General features: G+C 55.6%; 20 protein-coding genes and 1 tRNA gene. 15 read left to right on the top strand and 6 right to left on the bottom strand.

Going from position 1 to position 15,220, the window contains the following annotated elements; translation table 11 throughout:
- The first annotated feature begins 10 nt into the window (after positions 1 to 10).
- The 15 genes from QYQ93_RS04595 to QYQ93_RS04525 all read left to right on the top strand — a co-directional run bounded on the left by QYQ93_RS04595 (position 11) and on the right by QYQ93_RS04525 (position 11,070).
- Positions 11 to 85 (top strand) — tRNA-Gln (locus QYQ93_RS04595).
- Positions 86 to 131: 46 nt separating this feature from the next.
- Positions 132 to 1,073 (top strand): ribose-phosphate pyrophosphokinase, encoded by a 942-nt coding sequence (locus QYQ93_RS04590; protein WP_003208392.1) that lies wholly within the window; start codon positions 132 to 134, stop codon positions 1,071 to 1,073.
- Positions 1,074 to 1,211: 138 nt separating this feature from the next.
- Positions 1,212 to 1,817 (top strand): 50S ribosomal protein L25/general stress protein Ctc, encoded by a 606-nt coding sequence (locus QYQ93_RS04585; protein ID WP_338476431.1) that lies wholly within the window; start codon positions 1,212 to 1,214, stop codon positions 1,815 to 1,817.
- A gap of 167 nt (positions 1,818 to 1,984) precedes the next feature.
- Positions 1,985 to 2,569 (top strand): aminoacyl-tRNA hydrolase, encoded by a 585-nt coding sequence (gene pth / locus QYQ93_RS04580; RefSeq protein WP_003208389.1) that lies wholly within the window; start codon positions 1,985 to 1,987, stop codon positions 2,567 to 2,569.
- Between the two features lie 22 nt (positions 2,570 to 2,591).
- Complete coding sequence (gene ychF / locus QYQ93_RS04575) at positions 2,592 to 3,692, top strand: redox-regulated ATPase YchF (protein ID WP_043049234.1); 1,101 nt, start codon at positions 2,592 to 2,594, stop codon at positions 3,690 to 3,692.
- A 288-nt stretch (positions 3,693 to 3,980) separates the two neighbouring features.
- Complete coding sequence (locus QYQ93_RS04570) at positions 3,981 to 4,934, top strand: sigma 54-interacting transcriptional regulator (protein ID WP_043049233.1); 954 nt, start codon at positions 3,981 to 3,983, stop codon at positions 4,932 to 4,934.
- 21 nt (positions 4,935 to 4,955) lie between these two features.
- Positions 4,956 to 5,261 carry a hypothetical protein gene (locus QYQ93_RS04565; RefSeq protein WP_338476430.1) on the top strand — a complete coding sequence of 102 codons (306 nt, stop codon included), beginning with the start codon at positions 4,956 to 4,958 and terminating at the stop codon, positions 5,259 to 5,261.
- Between the two features lie 89 nt (positions 5,262 to 5,350).
- Positions 5,351 to 5,716: an EscI/YscI/HrpB family type III secretion system inner rod protein gene (locus QYQ93_RS04560; RefSeq protein WP_235387836.1), complete on the top strand. Its 366-nt coding sequence runs from the start codon at positions 5,351 to 5,353 to the stop codon at positions 5,714 to 5,716.
- 6 nt (positions 5,717 to 5,722) lie between these two features.
- A complete protein-coding gene (sctJ, locus tag QYQ93_RS04555; RefSeq protein WP_043049232.1) occupies positions 5,723 to 6,523 on the top strand; it encodes a type III secretion system inner membrane ring lipoprotein SctJ in 801 nt (266 codons plus the stop codon).
- 554 nt (positions 6,524 to 7,077) lie between these two features.
- Complete coding sequence (sctL, locus tag QYQ93_RS04550) at positions 7,078 to 7,665, top strand: type III secretion system stator protein SctL (protein ID WP_338476429.1); 588 nt, start codon at positions 7,078 to 7,080, stop codon at positions 7,663 to 7,665.
- 90 nt (positions 7,666 to 7,755) lie between these two features.
- Positions 7,756 to 7,974 (top strand): hypothetical protein, encoded by a 219-nt coding sequence (locus QYQ93_RS04545; protein ID WP_043049230.1) that lies wholly within the window; start codon positions 7,756 to 7,758, stop codon positions 7,972 to 7,974.
- Positions 7,975 to 8,358 carry a type III secretion protein gene (locus QYQ93_RS04540; RefSeq protein WP_124421672.1) on the top strand — a complete coding sequence of 128 codons (384 nt, stop codon included), beginning with the start codon at positions 7,975 to 7,977 and terminating at the stop codon, positions 8,356 to 8,358.
- Between the two features lie 14 nt (positions 8,359 to 8,372).
- On the top strand, positions 8,373 to 10,508 hold the full coding sequence (sctC, locus tag QYQ93_RS04535) for a type III secretion system outer membrane ring subunit SctC (RefSeq protein WP_338476428.1): 2,136 nt from the start codon (positions 8,373 to 8,375) through the stop codon (positions 10,506 to 10,508).
- The gene (gene hrpT, locus QYQ93_RS04530) at positions 10,505 to 10,708 is read left to right on the top strand and encodes an HrpT family type III secretion system protein (RefSeq protein ID WP_338476427.1); all 204 of its coding nucleotides are present in this window, start codon (positions 10,505 to 10,507) and stop codon (positions 10,706 to 10,708) included. Before sctC ends, hrpT begins: the two co-directional genes overlap by 4 nt.
- Before the next feature lie 11 nt (positions 10,709 to 10,719).
- Complete coding sequence (locus tag QYQ93_RS04525) at positions 10,720 to 11,070, top strand: transcriptional regulator (RefSeq protein WP_338476426.1); 351 nt, start codon at positions 10,720 to 10,722, stop codon at positions 11,068 to 11,070.
- Here QYQ93_RS04525 and sctU read toward each other — a convergent pair whose 3' ends face one another.
- The 6 genes from sctU to QYQ93_RS04495 are packed head-to-tail and all read right to left on the bottom strand — an operon-like array spanning position 11,071 to position 15,175.
- Positions 11,071 to 12,168, bottom strand: a complete 1,098-nt coding sequence (gene sctU / locus QYQ93_RS04520; RefSeq protein ID WP_043049221.1) for a type III secretion system export apparatus subunit SctU — start codon at positions 12,166 to 12,168, stop codon at positions 11,071 to 11,073. It lies immediately after the preceding gene.
- On the bottom strand, positions 12,165 to 12,953 hold the full coding sequence (gene sctT / locus QYQ93_RS04515) for a type III secretion system export apparatus subunit SctT (RefSeq protein WP_338476425.1): 789 nt from the start codon (positions 12,951 to 12,953) through the stop codon (positions 12,165 to 12,167). The genes sctU and sctT overlap by 4 nt, the downstream gene beginning before the upstream one ends.
- A gap of 9 nt (positions 12,954 to 12,962) precedes the next feature.
- On the bottom strand, positions 12,963 to 13,226 hold the full coding sequence (sctS, locus tag QYQ93_RS04510; RefSeq protein ID WP_043049218.1) for a type III secretion system export apparatus subunit SctS: 264 nt from the start codon (positions 13,224 to 13,226) through the stop codon (positions 12,963 to 12,965).
- Positions 13,227 to 13,233: 7 nt separating this feature from the next.
- Positions 13,234 to 13,887 (bottom strand): type III secretion system export apparatus subunit SctR, encoded by a 654-nt coding sequence (gene sctR / locus QYQ93_RS04505; protein WP_043049217.1) that lies wholly within the window; start codon positions 13,885 to 13,887, stop codon positions 13,234 to 13,236.
- Complete coding sequence (locus QYQ93_RS04500) at positions 13,884 to 14,897, bottom strand: FliM/FliN family flagellar motor switch protein (RefSeq protein WP_043049216.1); 1,014 nt, start codon at positions 14,895 to 14,897, stop codon at positions 13,884 to 13,886. Before QYQ93_RS04500 ends, sctR begins: the two co-directional genes overlap by 4 nt.
- Positions 14,894 to 15,175, bottom strand: coding sequence for a type III secretion system HrpP C-terminal domain-containing protein (locus QYQ93_RS04495; RefSeq protein ID WP_338476424.1), 282 nt, complete (start codon positions 15,173 to 15,175; stop codon positions 14,894 to 14,896). Before QYQ93_RS04495 ends, QYQ93_RS04500 begins: the two co-directional genes overlap by 4 nt.
- Positions 15,176 to 15,220 lie beyond the last annotated feature (45 nt).

Here is a 15,220-nt window from a genome sequence, read left to right as displayed (position 1 = left end):
CAACAGATACAGGGGCGTCGCCAAGCGGTAAGGCAGCAGGTTTTGATCCTGCCATGCGTTGGTTCGAATCCAGCCGCCCCTGCCATTTTCTAATACTCATCCAGGTTACCCTCAGCCTCTAGGTACTGCGCGTGTCCAAGATGATGGTCTTTACGGGGAATGCCAACCCCGATCTGGCTCGACGTGTCGTACGTCAGCTGCATATCCCTCTCGGTGACATCTCTGTCGGTAAGTTCTCCGACGGCGAAATTACAGCCGAGATCAATGAAAATGTCCGCGGTAAAGACGTCTTCATTATTCAGCCGACCTGCGCTCCGACCAACGATAACCTGATGGAACTCGTCGTGATGGCTGATGCCTTCCGCCGCTCCTCAGCGACTCGAATCACAGCTGTAATCCCTTACTTTGGTTATGCCCGTCAGGATCGCCGTCCGCGCTCCGCACGTGTGGCTATCAGCGCGAAAGTCGTTGCTGACATGCTGACCGTGGTGGGTATCGACCGTGTTCTCACGGTTGACCTGCACGCTGACCAAATCCAGGGGTTCTTCGATATTCCGGTAGATAACATCTACGGCTCCCCCGTCCTGGTGGATGACATCGAAGACCAGCGCTTTGAAAACCTGATGATCGTGTCCCCGGACATTGGCGGCGTCGTGCGTGCACGGGCTGTTGCCAAATCCCTGGGCGTGGACCTCGGGATCATCGACAAACGCCGTGAAAAAGCCAATCACTCTGAAGTGATGCATATCATCGGTGATGTCGAAGGGCGTACCTGTATTCTGGTTGATGACATGGTCGACACCGCCGGCACCCTGTGCCACGCGGCCAAAGCCTTGAAAGAGCACGGTGCGGCAAAAGTCTTCGCCTACTGCACGCACCCTGTGCTGTCGGGCCGAGCGATCGAGAACATCGAGAACTCCATGCTGGACGAACTGGTGGTGACTAACACCATCCCGTTGTCCGCTGCTGCTCAAGCCTGTTCGCGTATCCGTCAACTGGATATCGCACCGGTAGTTGCCGAGGCGGTTCGCCGCATCAGCAACGAAGAATCGATCAGCGCGATGTTCCGCTAAGGGTCAAACCTTCGGAGCACCTCACTGACGAAAAGCGCCCCGCCCCAACATTCTGTTGGGGCGGGGCTTTTTTGCCCATATCGCCTTTAGCGCTGGTCGCAAACGCTGGGGCGAATGTGGTTATTTTGGAGATACAACATGAACGATTTTACCCTGAATGCTGAAGTGCGTTCCGACCTGGGGAAAGGTGCGAGCCGCCGCCTGCGTCGTCTCGCAAGCCTGGTTCCAGCTGTAGTCTACGGTGGCGACAAAGCCCCTGAGTCCATCAGCATGCTGGCCAAAGAAGTTGCCAAACTGCTCGAAAACGATGCTGCCTACAGCCACGTTATCGAACTGAACGTTGGCGGCAAGAAGCAGAACGTTATCATCAAGGCCCTGCAGCGCCACCCTTCCAAGGGCCACGTACTGCACGCTGACTTTGTACGCGTTGTAGCCGGTCAGAAACTGACCGCTATCGTGCCTGTACACTTTGTTGGTGAAGAAACTCCGGTCAAGAAAGGTGGCGTTGTTTCCCACACTGCTACCGAGCTGGAAGTAAGCTGCCTGCCGAAAGACCTGCCTGAATTCATCGAAGTCGACCTGTCGGCTGCTGAAATCGGCACCATCATCCACCTGTCCGACCTCAAGGCCCCTAAAGGCGTTGAGTTCGTTGCACTGGCTCACAACGACGACAAGGCTGTTGCCAGCGTCCACGCGCCACGTGTTGTAGCAGAAGATGAAGCCGGCGAAACCGCTGCTGAGTAATAGACTCTGCAACGAAGGAGCTTGAGGGAACATCGCGGACCGAAACGTAGCGAGAAAGCGGGCGATAACGCGAAGTTTATCTCTGGATAAGTGAGCTCCTGTCGTCCACTTTCGCCGCACGCTGGTGTAGCGATGTTATCCACAACTCCAAAGGAAGGGCCCCTGTCGTGACTGCCATCAAACTGATCGTTGGCCTGGGAAATCCAGGCGCCGAATACGAACAGACCCGGCATAACGCAGGGGCCCTTTTTGTTGAGCGCATCGCCCACGCCCAAGGTGTCAATCTTGTGGCCGATCGCAAATATTTCGGCCTGACCGGGCGCTTCTCGCATCAGGGTCAGGATGTTCGTCTACTGATTCCCACCACCTACATGAACCGCAGCGGCCAGGCTGTCGCGGCGCTTGCGGGCTTCTTCCGGATCAAACCCGAAGAAATCCTGGTGGCCCATGACGAACTGGACCTGCCACCCGGGGTTGCAAAGCTCAAGCAAGGCGGCGGGCATGGCGGGCACAATGGCCTGCGCGACATCATCGCGCAGTTGGGCAATCAGAATACTTTTTACCGTCTGCGGCTCGGCATTGGCCACCCAGGCGTTGCCAGTATGGTTTCAAATTTCGTCCTGGGTCGTGCGCCACGCGCCGAACAGGAAAAACTCGATGCCAGCATCGATTTTGCCCTCGGCGTGCTGCCGGATATCTTCGCCGGTGAATGGAACCGCGCGATGAAAAACCTGCACAGCCAGAAGGCCTGACTCTTACCCGAGGGGAAACACCATGGGATTCAATTGCGGCATCGTCGGCCTGCCCAACGTCGGCAAATCCACCCTGTTCAACGCCCTGACCAAGTCCGGTATTGCGGCAGAGAACTTCCCCTTCTGCACCATCGAACCCAACAGCGGTATCGTGCCGATGCCGGACCCACGCCTGGAAGCTTTGGCGGCAATCGTCAACCCCAAGCGCATCCTGCCGACCACCATGGAATTCGTCGACATCGCTGGCCTGGTCGCCGGTGCCTCGAAAGGCGAAGGTCTGGGCAACAAGTTCCTGGCCAACATCCGTGAAACCGACGCCATCGCCCACGTGGTCCGCTGCTTTGAAGACGAGAACGTGATCCACGTCTCCAACAGCGTCGACCCGAAACGCGACATCGAGATCATCGATCTGGAACTGATCTTCGCCGACCTCGACAGCTGCGAGAAGCAACTGCAGAAAGTCGCACGCAACGCCAAGGGTGGTGACAAGGACGCCGTGGTCCAGAAGGGCTTGCTTGAGCAGTTGATCGCTCACTTCACCGAAGGCAAGCCGGCACGCAGCCTGATGAAGACCATGGGCACTGACGAGAAAGCTGTGATCAAGGGCTTCCACCTGCTGACCACCAAGCCGGTGATGTACATCGCCAACGTCGCCGAAGACGGCTTCGAGAACAACCCGCTGCTCGACGTGGTCAAGGCCATCGCCGAGGAAGAAGGTGCCATCGTCGTTCCGGTGTGCAACAAGATCGAAGCGGAAATCGCCGAGCTCGATGACGGCGAAGAAAAGGACATGTTCCTCGAGGCCCTGGGCCTGGAAGAGCCTGGCCTGAACCGCGTGATCCGTGCCGGCTACGAGATGCTCAACCTGCAGACTTACTTCACCGCCGGTGTCGAAGAAGTCCGCGCCTGGACCGTCAAGGTGGGTGCTACTGCACCACAAGCCGCCGGCGTGATTCACACAGACTTTGAGAAAGGCTTTATCCGTGCTGAGGTGATCGCTTATAACGATTTCATTCAGTACAAGGGTGAGGCCGGGACCAAGGAAGCGGGTAAGTGGCGCTTGGAAGGTAAGGAATACATCGTGAAAGATGGCGACGTGATGCACTTCCGCTTTAACGTGTAAGTTTTATCTGCAGTTTATACCGTAAATAAAAGCCGATGCAGTGCATCGGCTTTTTTGTGGGTGACTGTTTATCAATTTTCAAACTCAACCTCAGCTAAAACTCGAGCGACTTCAGATCATTCCTATCCAATTATTTATCCAGCGCAAATACCAACTAACAATCCAACTTATCCTACGCAGTCTGGACAAACAACGACAACAACGGCAAGTGAAAATACTTATAAAATTCGATTCACTGGAGCAAGCCTGCAAACCGTATCCCAATGTTGATTATGGAGTAATCATTCGATGTCGGCGTTCGACAACATGGAAAATGAGGCGCAGACCTCCCTGATTGACGATCCAGCTATTGAGAGCATGTTGAGCAGCACTGCTACGCTCAATATCGACATCCTGTTGTTGGGGGAAACCGGCACTGGCAAGGATACCTTGGCGCAGCGCATTCATCATCTCTCCGGCCGACGGGGTAACTTTGTCGCCGTAAACTGTGCGGCTATCCCGGAGAGCCTCGCGGAAAGCCAGCTGTTCGGCGTCAACAGCGGCGCTTATACCGGCGCGATGCAATCGCGGGCCGGTTTTGTAGAGGCCGCGCACCTGGGCACGCTGTATTTGGACGAGATCGACAGCATGCCGCTGAGCCTTCAAGCCAAATTGCTGCGCGTTCTGGAATCACGCGGCGTGGAGCGCCTGGGTTCGACCCGCTTTATCCCGGTGGACATGCGCGTCATAGCATCGGCCCAGCAGTCGTTGTATGAGATGGTGGAACAAGGCACCTTCAGGCGCGACCTGTACTTTCGCCTGAATGTTGTCAACATCCAGCTTCAGGCACTACGGAACCGACGCGAACTAATCATTCCATTGTTCCTGATAATGGTCCGTGAGGAAGCTGACCAGTTCAACTGCGCTGCGCCGCTGCCGTCTGACGAATTGCTGCAACAACTGTTATGCCACTCTTGGCGGGGCAATGTTCGCGAGTTGCGTTCGACGGCCAAACGGTTCGTATTGGGTTTGACGCCGCTTTCAACTCCCCCAGGAAACCAGATTGATAGCCAGACGAATTTGAAAGCACGCTTGCAGCAAATTGAGAAAGCACTGATTGAAGAGTCACTATCGCGCCATAACCATAACATTGATCGCGTAGCGGTCGACTTGAACATCGGCCGACGCACGCTTTATTACAGAATGAAACAACTTAAGCTACAGCGAAAACAAGTATTCAATCACACAATTGACATACTTTGAAACACTCACCCCCTGCAACAAATGAACCATTCCGCCTCGGCGACCACACATATGGCGGTTGGGGCTTTTTTTAAAACCGAATACTTCCAAAATGGAAGTGATATCAAAGCACTAGCCACCCAAGTGACATTTACAAAATTTAACTGGAGAACTAATATGGCTGGCCCTACTTCGGCAACTTCACAAAATCCTTTTAGTGGACATTACGAAATGTTACGGGAGCATATCAAACAAAAGACTGAAGCAGAGCATACGGAAAGCATGGTAGAAACGTTAGAGGGTAAAATGGCATCGTGGGACAAAGCTGTCATAAACTCCTACAACTAAAAAAAACCTCCCTGATCCATTGATCAGGGAGGTTTTTTGAAAAATACTTGGCCATTTTTCTCACTACTCATAGTCTCTGGAAACCTCACATGTTGCTGGAAGAAATACTCCCCTCCGAGCAAAAACGCTCACGGTCATTTCATGACTCGCGGCCTGAATCAGCACCTACCGCCGATATCAATTTTTTTTCCTTCCTACTAGATAGACCGGCCTTCTCGGCTGATACGTCTCGTGGAGCAACCGCCACCAGCATGCTGGCGCAGGCATCAGAACACCTCAACAAATCGACCGATGAACTATCCAAAAACCTGAAGGCGCTCGGTAAAAATAATAGCATCGACGCCGTACACAAATACACGGCTCAACTCTCAAACACGCTATTGACATCCCATGTCTTGGTCAAGAGCCTTGGCAAGACCGCTCAATGCATTGATAAAATTTGCAATCTTCAGTAGATAAATATGAGCCATCTCCTCTCTATCGCTTTTGCTTTATCTCTGAGCGTTATATTAGTCGGGTGCAGCGACCGTGTTGAATTACACCGTCAACTATCCGAGCAAGAGGCCAATGAAGTTATCGCGGAGCTTGCCGACAAACATATTCGCGCGCAAAAAGTTCCCGCGAAAGACGGCGTGGTGATTGTGCTCAATGCCACCGACATTGGTCGCGCGGTACGCACCTTAGAGGCTGCCGGCCTTCCCAAGGTATCCCGCACCACTATGGGAGATACCTTTCGAAAAGAAGGGGTCATTTCAACGCCGCTCGAAGAGCGTGCCCGATATATCTACGCATTGTCCCAGGAACTGGAAGCAACCCTGTCGAATATTGACGGGGTCATTATTGCCCGGGTTCACGTAGTGCTACCCGAGCGCATCGCGCCAGGAGAGCCAGTCCAACCCGCTTCGGCTTCAGTATTCATAAAGCACGACCCTCGACTTGACCCTGACAACATCCTCTCACGTGTTCGCAGAATGGTGTCCAGCAGTATTCCTGGCATGACTACGGTGACTGATAATCCGCAAAAGCTTACGGTTATATTCGTACCTGCCGCGGCCTATCAAGAAAGACAGAACTTGGTGTATTTCGGCCCATTTCTCATCCCCGGCGACGACCTTGGCTTTTGGCGTGCAAGCCTCACATTTTCAGTGATCGGTTTAGTGCTATCGGTGGTGGCCGCCGTATTGTTGCTCATCCGGCAAAAACAGCAAATGCAGAAACTGTCTACCGATGAACACTCAATCACCCCGTCCCATGTTGCCTAATCCCGCGCATTCGACGAGTGAGCAACTGGCATGGGTCCGATGGTGGGCATACCCCTGGAAATATTCGCATGCCGATTGGAGGTCCGACCCTGTGATCAATGCACTTTATCGCACAAAAGGTCTGGCAGCAGCCTCTATTAACGGCATTACACCATGCCTGCCTCCGCGACCCCACTCTACCGTGCTTCAAATTGCCCTTGCTTCTACCGAGCATCTCAATCTGATGCTCGCACTGATTCATAGCGTCCTCAACCCTGCCAGGGCAGTTCAATTGAGTCAAAGCGATTACTCGTGGTGTATGCGCTTAGCCCGAACATTGTTCCAAGGAGTACGAGTGCCTGAAGATAATCCGCTGCGATCAGTACGTTCATGGGTGGAACCTCTAACGTGGCAACGCCTCCGGTTGCGCTTTCCCTGCGAGCAAGTATGGGAAATAGAAGAAAAAGCGATTAATGCCGAGAGCCGGCACAGTCAATTGGACACCCTCTGCCAAGCCGCTGTATGGCGAACCATTGCAAGCGATAACGCGGGCCCTGGTCAAGAAGCATGGAGAAATGACAGTGCTGTGCAAGCATAGAATCGAGTTACACAAAAGCGCACCTGGCGTAGCGCAAACTCTAATTCCACGAGAAACGCTTTCAGACTTCACTCAAGCGCAAGACTTAGTGAATCGCGCAAACACACGGTCAAAAGAGCTGTTACATCAAGCAAAAATGAAGAGTGAAGCGTTGCTGGAGCAGGCAGCGCTTGAGGTGTGGAAACGCGCCGATGCCCAACTCGGACGTTGGGAGCGTGACCGTTTGGTAATGTGCCAAAGTATTGAACACTACGCGACGTCCGTTACGAACGAGGTGCTTCGTAGCCTGCTCGAAGAAACGCCTCACCCGAAACGTCTCGCAGCACTGATCAAACAATTGCTCGTAAGCCAAGTCCATGAAGTTAAGGCAACCCTCTTCTGTCACCCATTTGAAATTGACGAAATTGAGCAATATCTCTCCAAAAGTACATCCACTGTGTGGAAGCTGCAGCCGGACGAAATGATCACGCTCCAAACGCTGGTTTTGAAAACCGATGAGGGCGATTTTGTCATTAGCTGGAATTCAATGCTTGATAATTTTTTTAATAGAACTAAAACGCCATGAAGACAGCGCGTGCTGCTCTTTAAATTGCTCGTATCAATGGAACCATTTTGCAACAAAAAGCCACAAAAAAATACACAACAGGAGACCATTATGTATTTTTTCACCGACTTATCTGACCCGCTTTTCAGTAATGTTGAAAGAGTTAAAAAAAACTACACACACGGCAAAAAAAATCTTGAAGGGACATTTGAGGATGCGCGATTCTTCAAGCAAATTACGGGAGACATATTTTACGCCAAAATGGCGCTCAATGAATCTCTTCGCATTAACCACCTTATGATAAAAGCAACTATCGAAAGTGTGCCTTAAGTGCGGCAAATACTGACTAAATGGTTGCGCAGCGGTGACGAAAAAGTCACCTTGTCTGAAAACCACGACAACATTGTTCTGCAGCGTCATAACCACTGCCTGCTGGTGAAGGTCCAACTCCACCCGTCACCTTCGTCCTCACAACTTCAAATGTGGATGCGGCTGGGAGGATCAAGCCTGACTTACTTCGAAGGTACACTTTCCATGGATACACACGGCACTCTCTGGCTGATTCAATGCCTTCACAAAAAGCTGGAGCAAGTGCCGTTGGAACATTGTCTGGAAGCGCTGCTTAACCAACGTGATACTTGGCGAGCCGTGATTTCTCGCCTGTCGGCTTCAAAAAATTTCACTCCCACGTCGTTGCGTACGATCCCGTATTGACCAGAGAACGCTCAATGTATAACAAGACCCACAGGCTCAACAGCTTGCGCCTCACCTCGCCTGGCCTTTCAAACAAACGATGCCACTTGTACGGTTTGATCTTGCTTTCCTGGTTGCTGATCGCCGGAGGATACGCCCAAGCCGCAATCCCCCCCGAGTGGAAAAACACCGCCTACGCCTATGAAGCCGAACATAAACCTTTACGTGACGTACTCGAAGACTTCGCCCAGACCTTTGGCACGCAACTGCAAATCGAGGGCCTGCTGGAAGGCGACGTCAATGGCAAGATCCGCGCGAATACTCCGCAATCCATGCTGGACAGGCTGGGCGTTGAGCACCGTTTTCAGTGGTACCTCTACAACAACACCCTGTTCATCAGCACGCTGGACCAGCAGGAGTCCGCGCGCCTGGAAGTCTCGTCGGAGACAATCGCCGACCTCAAAAAGGCCCTCACCGACATTGGCCTGCTCGACAGCCGTTTCGGCTGGGGCGAGTTGCCGGAAGACGGTGTTGTACTGGTCTCCGGCCCCAAGCGCTATATCGAACAGATCAAGCTGTTCAGCAGCCAACGCCGCTCGCCGGATGAAAAACAGAGCGTGCTGAGCTATCCGTTGAGATTTGCCAATGCGGCGGACCGCCATATGGATTATCGCGGCGAGAAGCTCACCGTCCCCGGCGTCGCCACCATTCTGCAGCAGCTGCTGGAACCGCGCTCCACTTCCTCGCTCTCTGCACTGAACCAACGCCCTGCCGCCCAACCGGCTCCACTCATGCCAAACGTACCCCGGTTGGGTAATCCGCTGCTGGGCCAAATGCTCGGAGCCAATGGCAATCCAGGACAATTGGACACAGGCCCGACGCTGACTTCACGTGCCCCGGTATCCCGCAGCCGGATACGCGTCGAAGCCGATGTGCGTAATAACGCGGTGCTGATCTATGACCTGCCGGAACGCCAAGCCATGTACCGTGAGTTGATTACCCAACTTGACGTCGCGCGCAAACTGATCGAAATCGATGCGATCATTCTCGATATCGAGCGCACGCAACTGCACGAATTCGGGGTGAGGTGGGGCTTTCAGAACAGTCGCTTCCGGGGTGGCGTCAACATGGCACCCGGCACCTCGTCACAGGTGTCGATTCGAGACCGTGACCGTTTCAGCGCCGATATCCGTGCGCTGGAAGCCAAGGGGCTGGCGACCATGGTCTCAAACCCTTCGGTGCTGACCCTGGAAAACCAACCAGCGGTGATCGACTTCAATCGCACCCAGTACCTGACGCCCGGCAGCGAATACGCCACCATCCTGCCGGTCACCGTGGGCACCAGCTTTCAAGTCGTGCCCAGGGTCACCACCAGCCGCGGCGTCCACCAAATCCATCTGGCGGTGGATATAGAAGACGGTAATTTCGACGAGAGCAACCCCGATCCGAACCACCTTGATGTACGGCGGGGCAAGGTCAGCACCCAAGCCGTGATGCAAGAAAAGCGTTCGCTGGTCGTCGGCGGTTTCCATGTCACGACCAATACCGACAAGCAAAGCAAGATTCCTCTGCTGGGGAATATTCCGCTGTTGGGCAAAGCGCTGTTTTCTTCGACCGAACGCCAGAACAATAGGCGTGAACGCTTATTCATTCTCACGCCACGGGTCATCGGCGACCAGGACGACCCGTCGCGCTATTTGCCGCAAGCCGACCAGGCTGAATTGCAAGCTGCGCTCACGCCACTGGCCAGGCGCTATGACCCTCACGCGCCGGTGATCAAGCGCAGCGAGATAATCGGCACTCTGGCACGCCTCGTCACCGGGGAAGTGCCCAAGGCCTTCAAAGCGGCGCCGATGCCGCTGGGGCTCAACACCTTGTGCAGCACCCGTGACTTGCTGGCATTGAATACCGAACGCAGCCAGTGGTTCGCCGGCCCGGAGTACAACGTGGCAGTCGTGGTGCTGCGCAACCAGTTCAACCGAAATGTGCGAATTGATGAAAAGGAATGCAGCAACTCACAGACTCTGGCAGTCACCGTGTGGCCGCGCTCCTGGCTCAAGCCGGGTGAAGAGGCCGAGGTATTTATCGCCATGCGTCCCGTGGTGAAAGATGAACACCTCAGTGTGCCACGTCCGTCGTTGATCACTTCTGATAAAAAGGCTAAGCCATGAAACTCAAACTCTTGTGCATGACCCTGATCGGCGCAGCGGTGCTCATCACCGGGTGCACGCCCACCTGCAAAGGCGACTCGTGCTCACGCCCGCAATCGAGCAAAGACAAGATGGTGATCTGGTGGCCGCCGCAGATGCGCGTCGAGCCCGGCCCTGCCGGCGAGCGGGCGGACTACCAGACAGTATCGCTGGAACGGTGAGGCATCAACCTATGCCCGACGATACACGACAGGCATTTCTGGACAACCTGGCGAGCGGCTTTGCCGCTCAGCTGTCCCTCGCGCCCGGGATCAAGATCTGCGCATTGCAGGCGGGAAACCGGCCGGGAGTGGCCCTGCAAGTGACTCGCGAAGCCGTGCAGGCCGGGCAGCTGCGGCGCATATTGGAACGACGCTTCGAGCAGGCGTTGGTATTTGACGGCTGTTTTGTCTACCTCAATGCCCAGAGCGCTCTGGTGATCTGGCACGCCATGCCGGCAAACAACAGTGAACTCGACAGAATCCTCAGCCGGATGCTGTCGCTGGCCGGTCTGCAAGCCCTGGACTCGCCTCCAAGCCGCTGATCAACGCTGCTCAAGCTCTGGCAACTCCAGGGTTTCGCGCTTGGCGTCGTCATCCAGCTCACGCAGGGTACGGTAGATCAGAGCCACAGCCTGCAAAGTTTCACGAGGGATGCTGGCCCCCAGTTTTTTCGTGTAGAGCGTGCGGGCCAGCCATACACACTGGATCACCGGCACATCGGCCACCTTGGCGCGGTGGATCAATTTGCGCGCTTCGTCGTCCGTGCCTTTGCTCACCAGCATTGGCAGCGGCGTCTTGCCAGGGCGGTAATACAGGGCCACGGCAAAGTGTGTCGGGTTGACAACCAGCATGTCGGACTCCTCCAGCTTGGGCAGCTTGACCTTCGGTTCTTCCTGCGCCAGTTGGTAGGCCAAGGAGCGCCGCTGGCCTTTGACATGGGGGTCGCCTTCCATGTCCTTGTACTCTTTGACGACCTCTACTTGGGTCATGCGCATGCGCTTGGCGAAAAAGTGCTTCACCATGGCCAAGTCGATGAGTGCCAGTACCAGCAGCATGCCTAGACACACATGCAGCAGGTGGCGGAACAGCGCGATCAGCGCAAGAATGTAACTTTGCAGATCACTGGTGGCCAGAGTGATCAGCGTGCCCAATGAGGGTTGGATCACCACATACAAAATCAACGCGATCAGGCAGGCTTTCAGCACGCTCATCAGCAGGTTCATCAACTGCTGGGCCGAGAACATTTGCTTGATTTGGCTGATCGGGTTGAGACGATTGAAATCCAGCTTCAGCATCTCTGGTGCAAACAGCATCCCGAACTGCATCCAACTGCTGATCAGCTTGGCGGCTATCGCTACCCCGGCCATCAGCAAAGCGAATAAGAAAAACACCACCACCCCTTCAAACAGCACCTCCTGCAACGCTTGCATAAAAGGCTGGTCCAGGCGCGATATCGGCATCAGCATCAATTGCTGGAAGCGCTGCAAGCTGGTTTCGGCAGTGGCCAAGGCAATCTCGCTGATGGCCGTGAGCCCCATTAGTTTTGCGACATCCTGACTTTGCGCGACCTGACCTTTCTTGCGTTGGTCTCGCAGTTTCTTGGCGGAAGCCGGATGCTTTTTTTCGCCGGAATCACTCATGGATTAGCGACCGTGATCAACAGCCCCAGTGAATGTTTGAGGTCGCCCAGCAGCCCCAGGCGTCCGACGACAAGGTTCTGCAGCAGCTCAAAGTACAGCAGCAGAATACCCAGGCCCGCTAGACATTTGACCGGTGGCGCCAGGGTACTGACTTGTAACTGCTGGCTATAAACCCCGAGCAGCGCGATACCGAACTCCAACAACAGCAACACCGCGATAAAGGGTGCGGCATAGAGCAGCATGTGTGTGAAGGTATCGCCAAGCACGCCGACAAACACATGCATGCCATTGGCTGCGGGCAGTGGAAACCACACAGTAGGTGGCCAGATATGATAACTGTCCCAGATGACCTGGGTCAGCGTCCCCAACCCAAGACTGACCATCAGCAGGAAGATCGCCAGTTGCTTGAACAAGTGCCCGATTGGCGTCGCATCCGGCCCCAGCGATGGGTTGAGCTGGCCCCCCGCCAAGGCGCCGCGTTGGTTGTCCAGCAGCGCGCCCACCGACTCGAACATCCAGAACGGCATTGCCAGCAGCACCCCCAGTAAAATGCCGAGGGCCACCTCCTTGAACATCAGCGCACCCAACATCATTACTGAATAGTCCTGACCTGCCAACGCGGCATGGATACCCGGCGCCGGCATGAGCGCCAGGACCATCACCAGGGTATGTCGCAGCATGCCCCGTATGTGCTGAAAACAGAAAGCCGCCACCAGGATGCCACAGGGGTAGATGCGCGCCATGCCGATAATCAGGCTAGGTAGATATTCGAGATAAAGCAGCACGGCAGCGCCTCAATTCAGGGCCGAACGGCCGATCATGTCGAAAGTCAGGTTAATCAACTGGATCAACTCAACGCCAATCCAACGGCCAGTCATGATCAGCGTGACCCCCACCGCCACCAGCTTGATGCCAAAGGGCAGCGTTTGGTCCTGCACCTGCATCAATGCCTGCACCAAAGACGTCAGCACGCCGACCACCACCGCAACGATCAACGGCGGCGCCGACAATACGACCACCAGCAACATGCCCTGCTTGAATAACACGATGGGTTCCATAAGCCTCTCAGAGATAGGAAAGGAACAAGCTGTCGAGCAGACGCGACCAGCCGGACACCATCACGAACAACAGCAGTTTGAGCGGCAGCGAGATCGTCATCGGCGAGACCATTTGCATTCCCAGCGCCAACAGCAGGTTGGAGACGATAAGATCGATGACGATAAAGGGAATGTAGATCAGAAAGCCGATCTCGAATCCCGCCTGCAGTTGCGACAGCACAAATGCAGGGATCAGCAGGATCAGGTCTTCGCGCTGCACCTCCTGCGCCATTTTCGCCGGCCACAGACGCGCGGTGTTTTCCAGCAGGTGCGTAAGCACATCCGGATCGATATTGCGCACCATGAAGGCACGCAACGGTTTGATCGCCTCATTGCCTGTATCCAGGAGCGTTTGCACATTGCTCAAGTCCAGAGGCGAGGCTTTGACGTTCTCGGCGATCTCATACCCCACTGGGGCCATGATAAACAGCGTGGCTGCCAAAGCGATGCCATTGACGGCCATACCCGGCGGCACCTGCTGCACGCCGATGGCGTTACGGGTGATCATCAGCACAATCACGATTTTGAGGAACGCAGTGCAGACGATCAACAGCATCGGCATCAACGATAATGCCGCCAGAAATACCGCCAGGACCAAGGGGTCCAACCCTTGGAGTATCATCGTCCGAACATCACACGGGACAACTGCAAGCCCAGACGCCCGTCGACTTCCACCAACTGCCCCTGGCCGATCGGCCGGTCGCCGTAATAAAGCCCGGCCATGCCCGGGGCATAACCGGCAATGCCCAACACCGCACCGGGCACCAGGTTGCGCAACTCGCCCAGGCTCAGGTTCAGCGTACCGCAGCGCACGTTCAGCGCCATGCTCAGCTCATCGAACGGCTCGTGACCGAATACATCCACCACGGGCTCGTCCTCCTCATCCCCAGAGTAATGGGGGGCTATAAATGTTTCGTCCACAGACGCGTCCTCGATTGAAGTAAGGGTCAGGCACAACGGCCCGCTGTCATCGTCAATGCACCCGTGCAGTCGTCGGGTGCCCACCTGCAGGAAGCCATTGCCTTGGGCGCAAAAGAAAGTCTGCTCAAGCACCAGCACATCACCGGGCCGCAGGCTACGAGCTTGCTCGATCGGTAACTGCACGCGCCCAAGGACTACCGCAATGGCCAGTGGAAAAGACGCTGGCAGCGGCCCGGCCGTGGCACGCCATGGCCCGGCGTCGCACAATGCCAGGAAGCTCTCGGGGGTCAGCCACATATAACCCTCGACCCGGGACGCCTCCAGGGCCACGGTGAGTCGACAACCAAACGATTTGGGTCGTGGGGCCTCAAGCAACCGCACGTAGCCCAGCAGCGCTTTCACCTGAGGGCTCAGGTGATGCTGGAACAGCGCCCAGAACCAGGAGTCCGGATCGTTACCGGCAGGAGCCAACGTCACCGGGCACTCACCCAACAGGCTGAGCAACGGTGCCGCATCGGCAAACGCAAGCACGCCGCACGCGGTTTCAAAGCACACCGCATTGCCCGTCGTCGGAGTATGGCCGGGTTCAAGCCGTAACTCTCCACGCTGCTGGGCCACCTGAAACGGCAGGCAAAGGCCACGCCCCAGCCGGTGACGCGCGGCAACCGTGTCGCTCTTGATCGAAGGCAAGCTCAGCAGCGGCATAATCATGCGTGGCCGACAGTGGACAGGTGCAGGCTGACCGGCTGACCCAGCTGCACTGCGAGCCGGTCCTCACAAGGTTGCCGCACGTCGCTGAGCCAGCGCGCCGTCGCCTCCTCTTGCGCTTCCAGGCCAATGCTCCAGGCGCCCTGCTCGCGGCAAACGCGGGCGTTGATCCGCCCCAGGCGAGGCAGGTACAACACTGCCTGAAGCGGCCACTGTGAGACAGCTTGAATACGAGGCGCCAACTGTTCGGCGAGCACCTGGATCATGGCAACACTGTCCAACCCCTTTGTTCCAGACAGCGATGCGTTCGCACCTGAGCCGTCACC

This window comes from Pseudomonas khavaziana (assembly GCF_036704165.1).
Lineage (GTDB): Bacteria > Pseudomonadota > Gammaproteobacteria > Pseudomonadales > Pseudomonadaceae > Aquipseudomonas > Aquipseudomonas khavaziana.
Note: the sequence above shows the minus strand (reverse complement) of the source record. Positions and strands in the feature narration are given on the sequence as shown.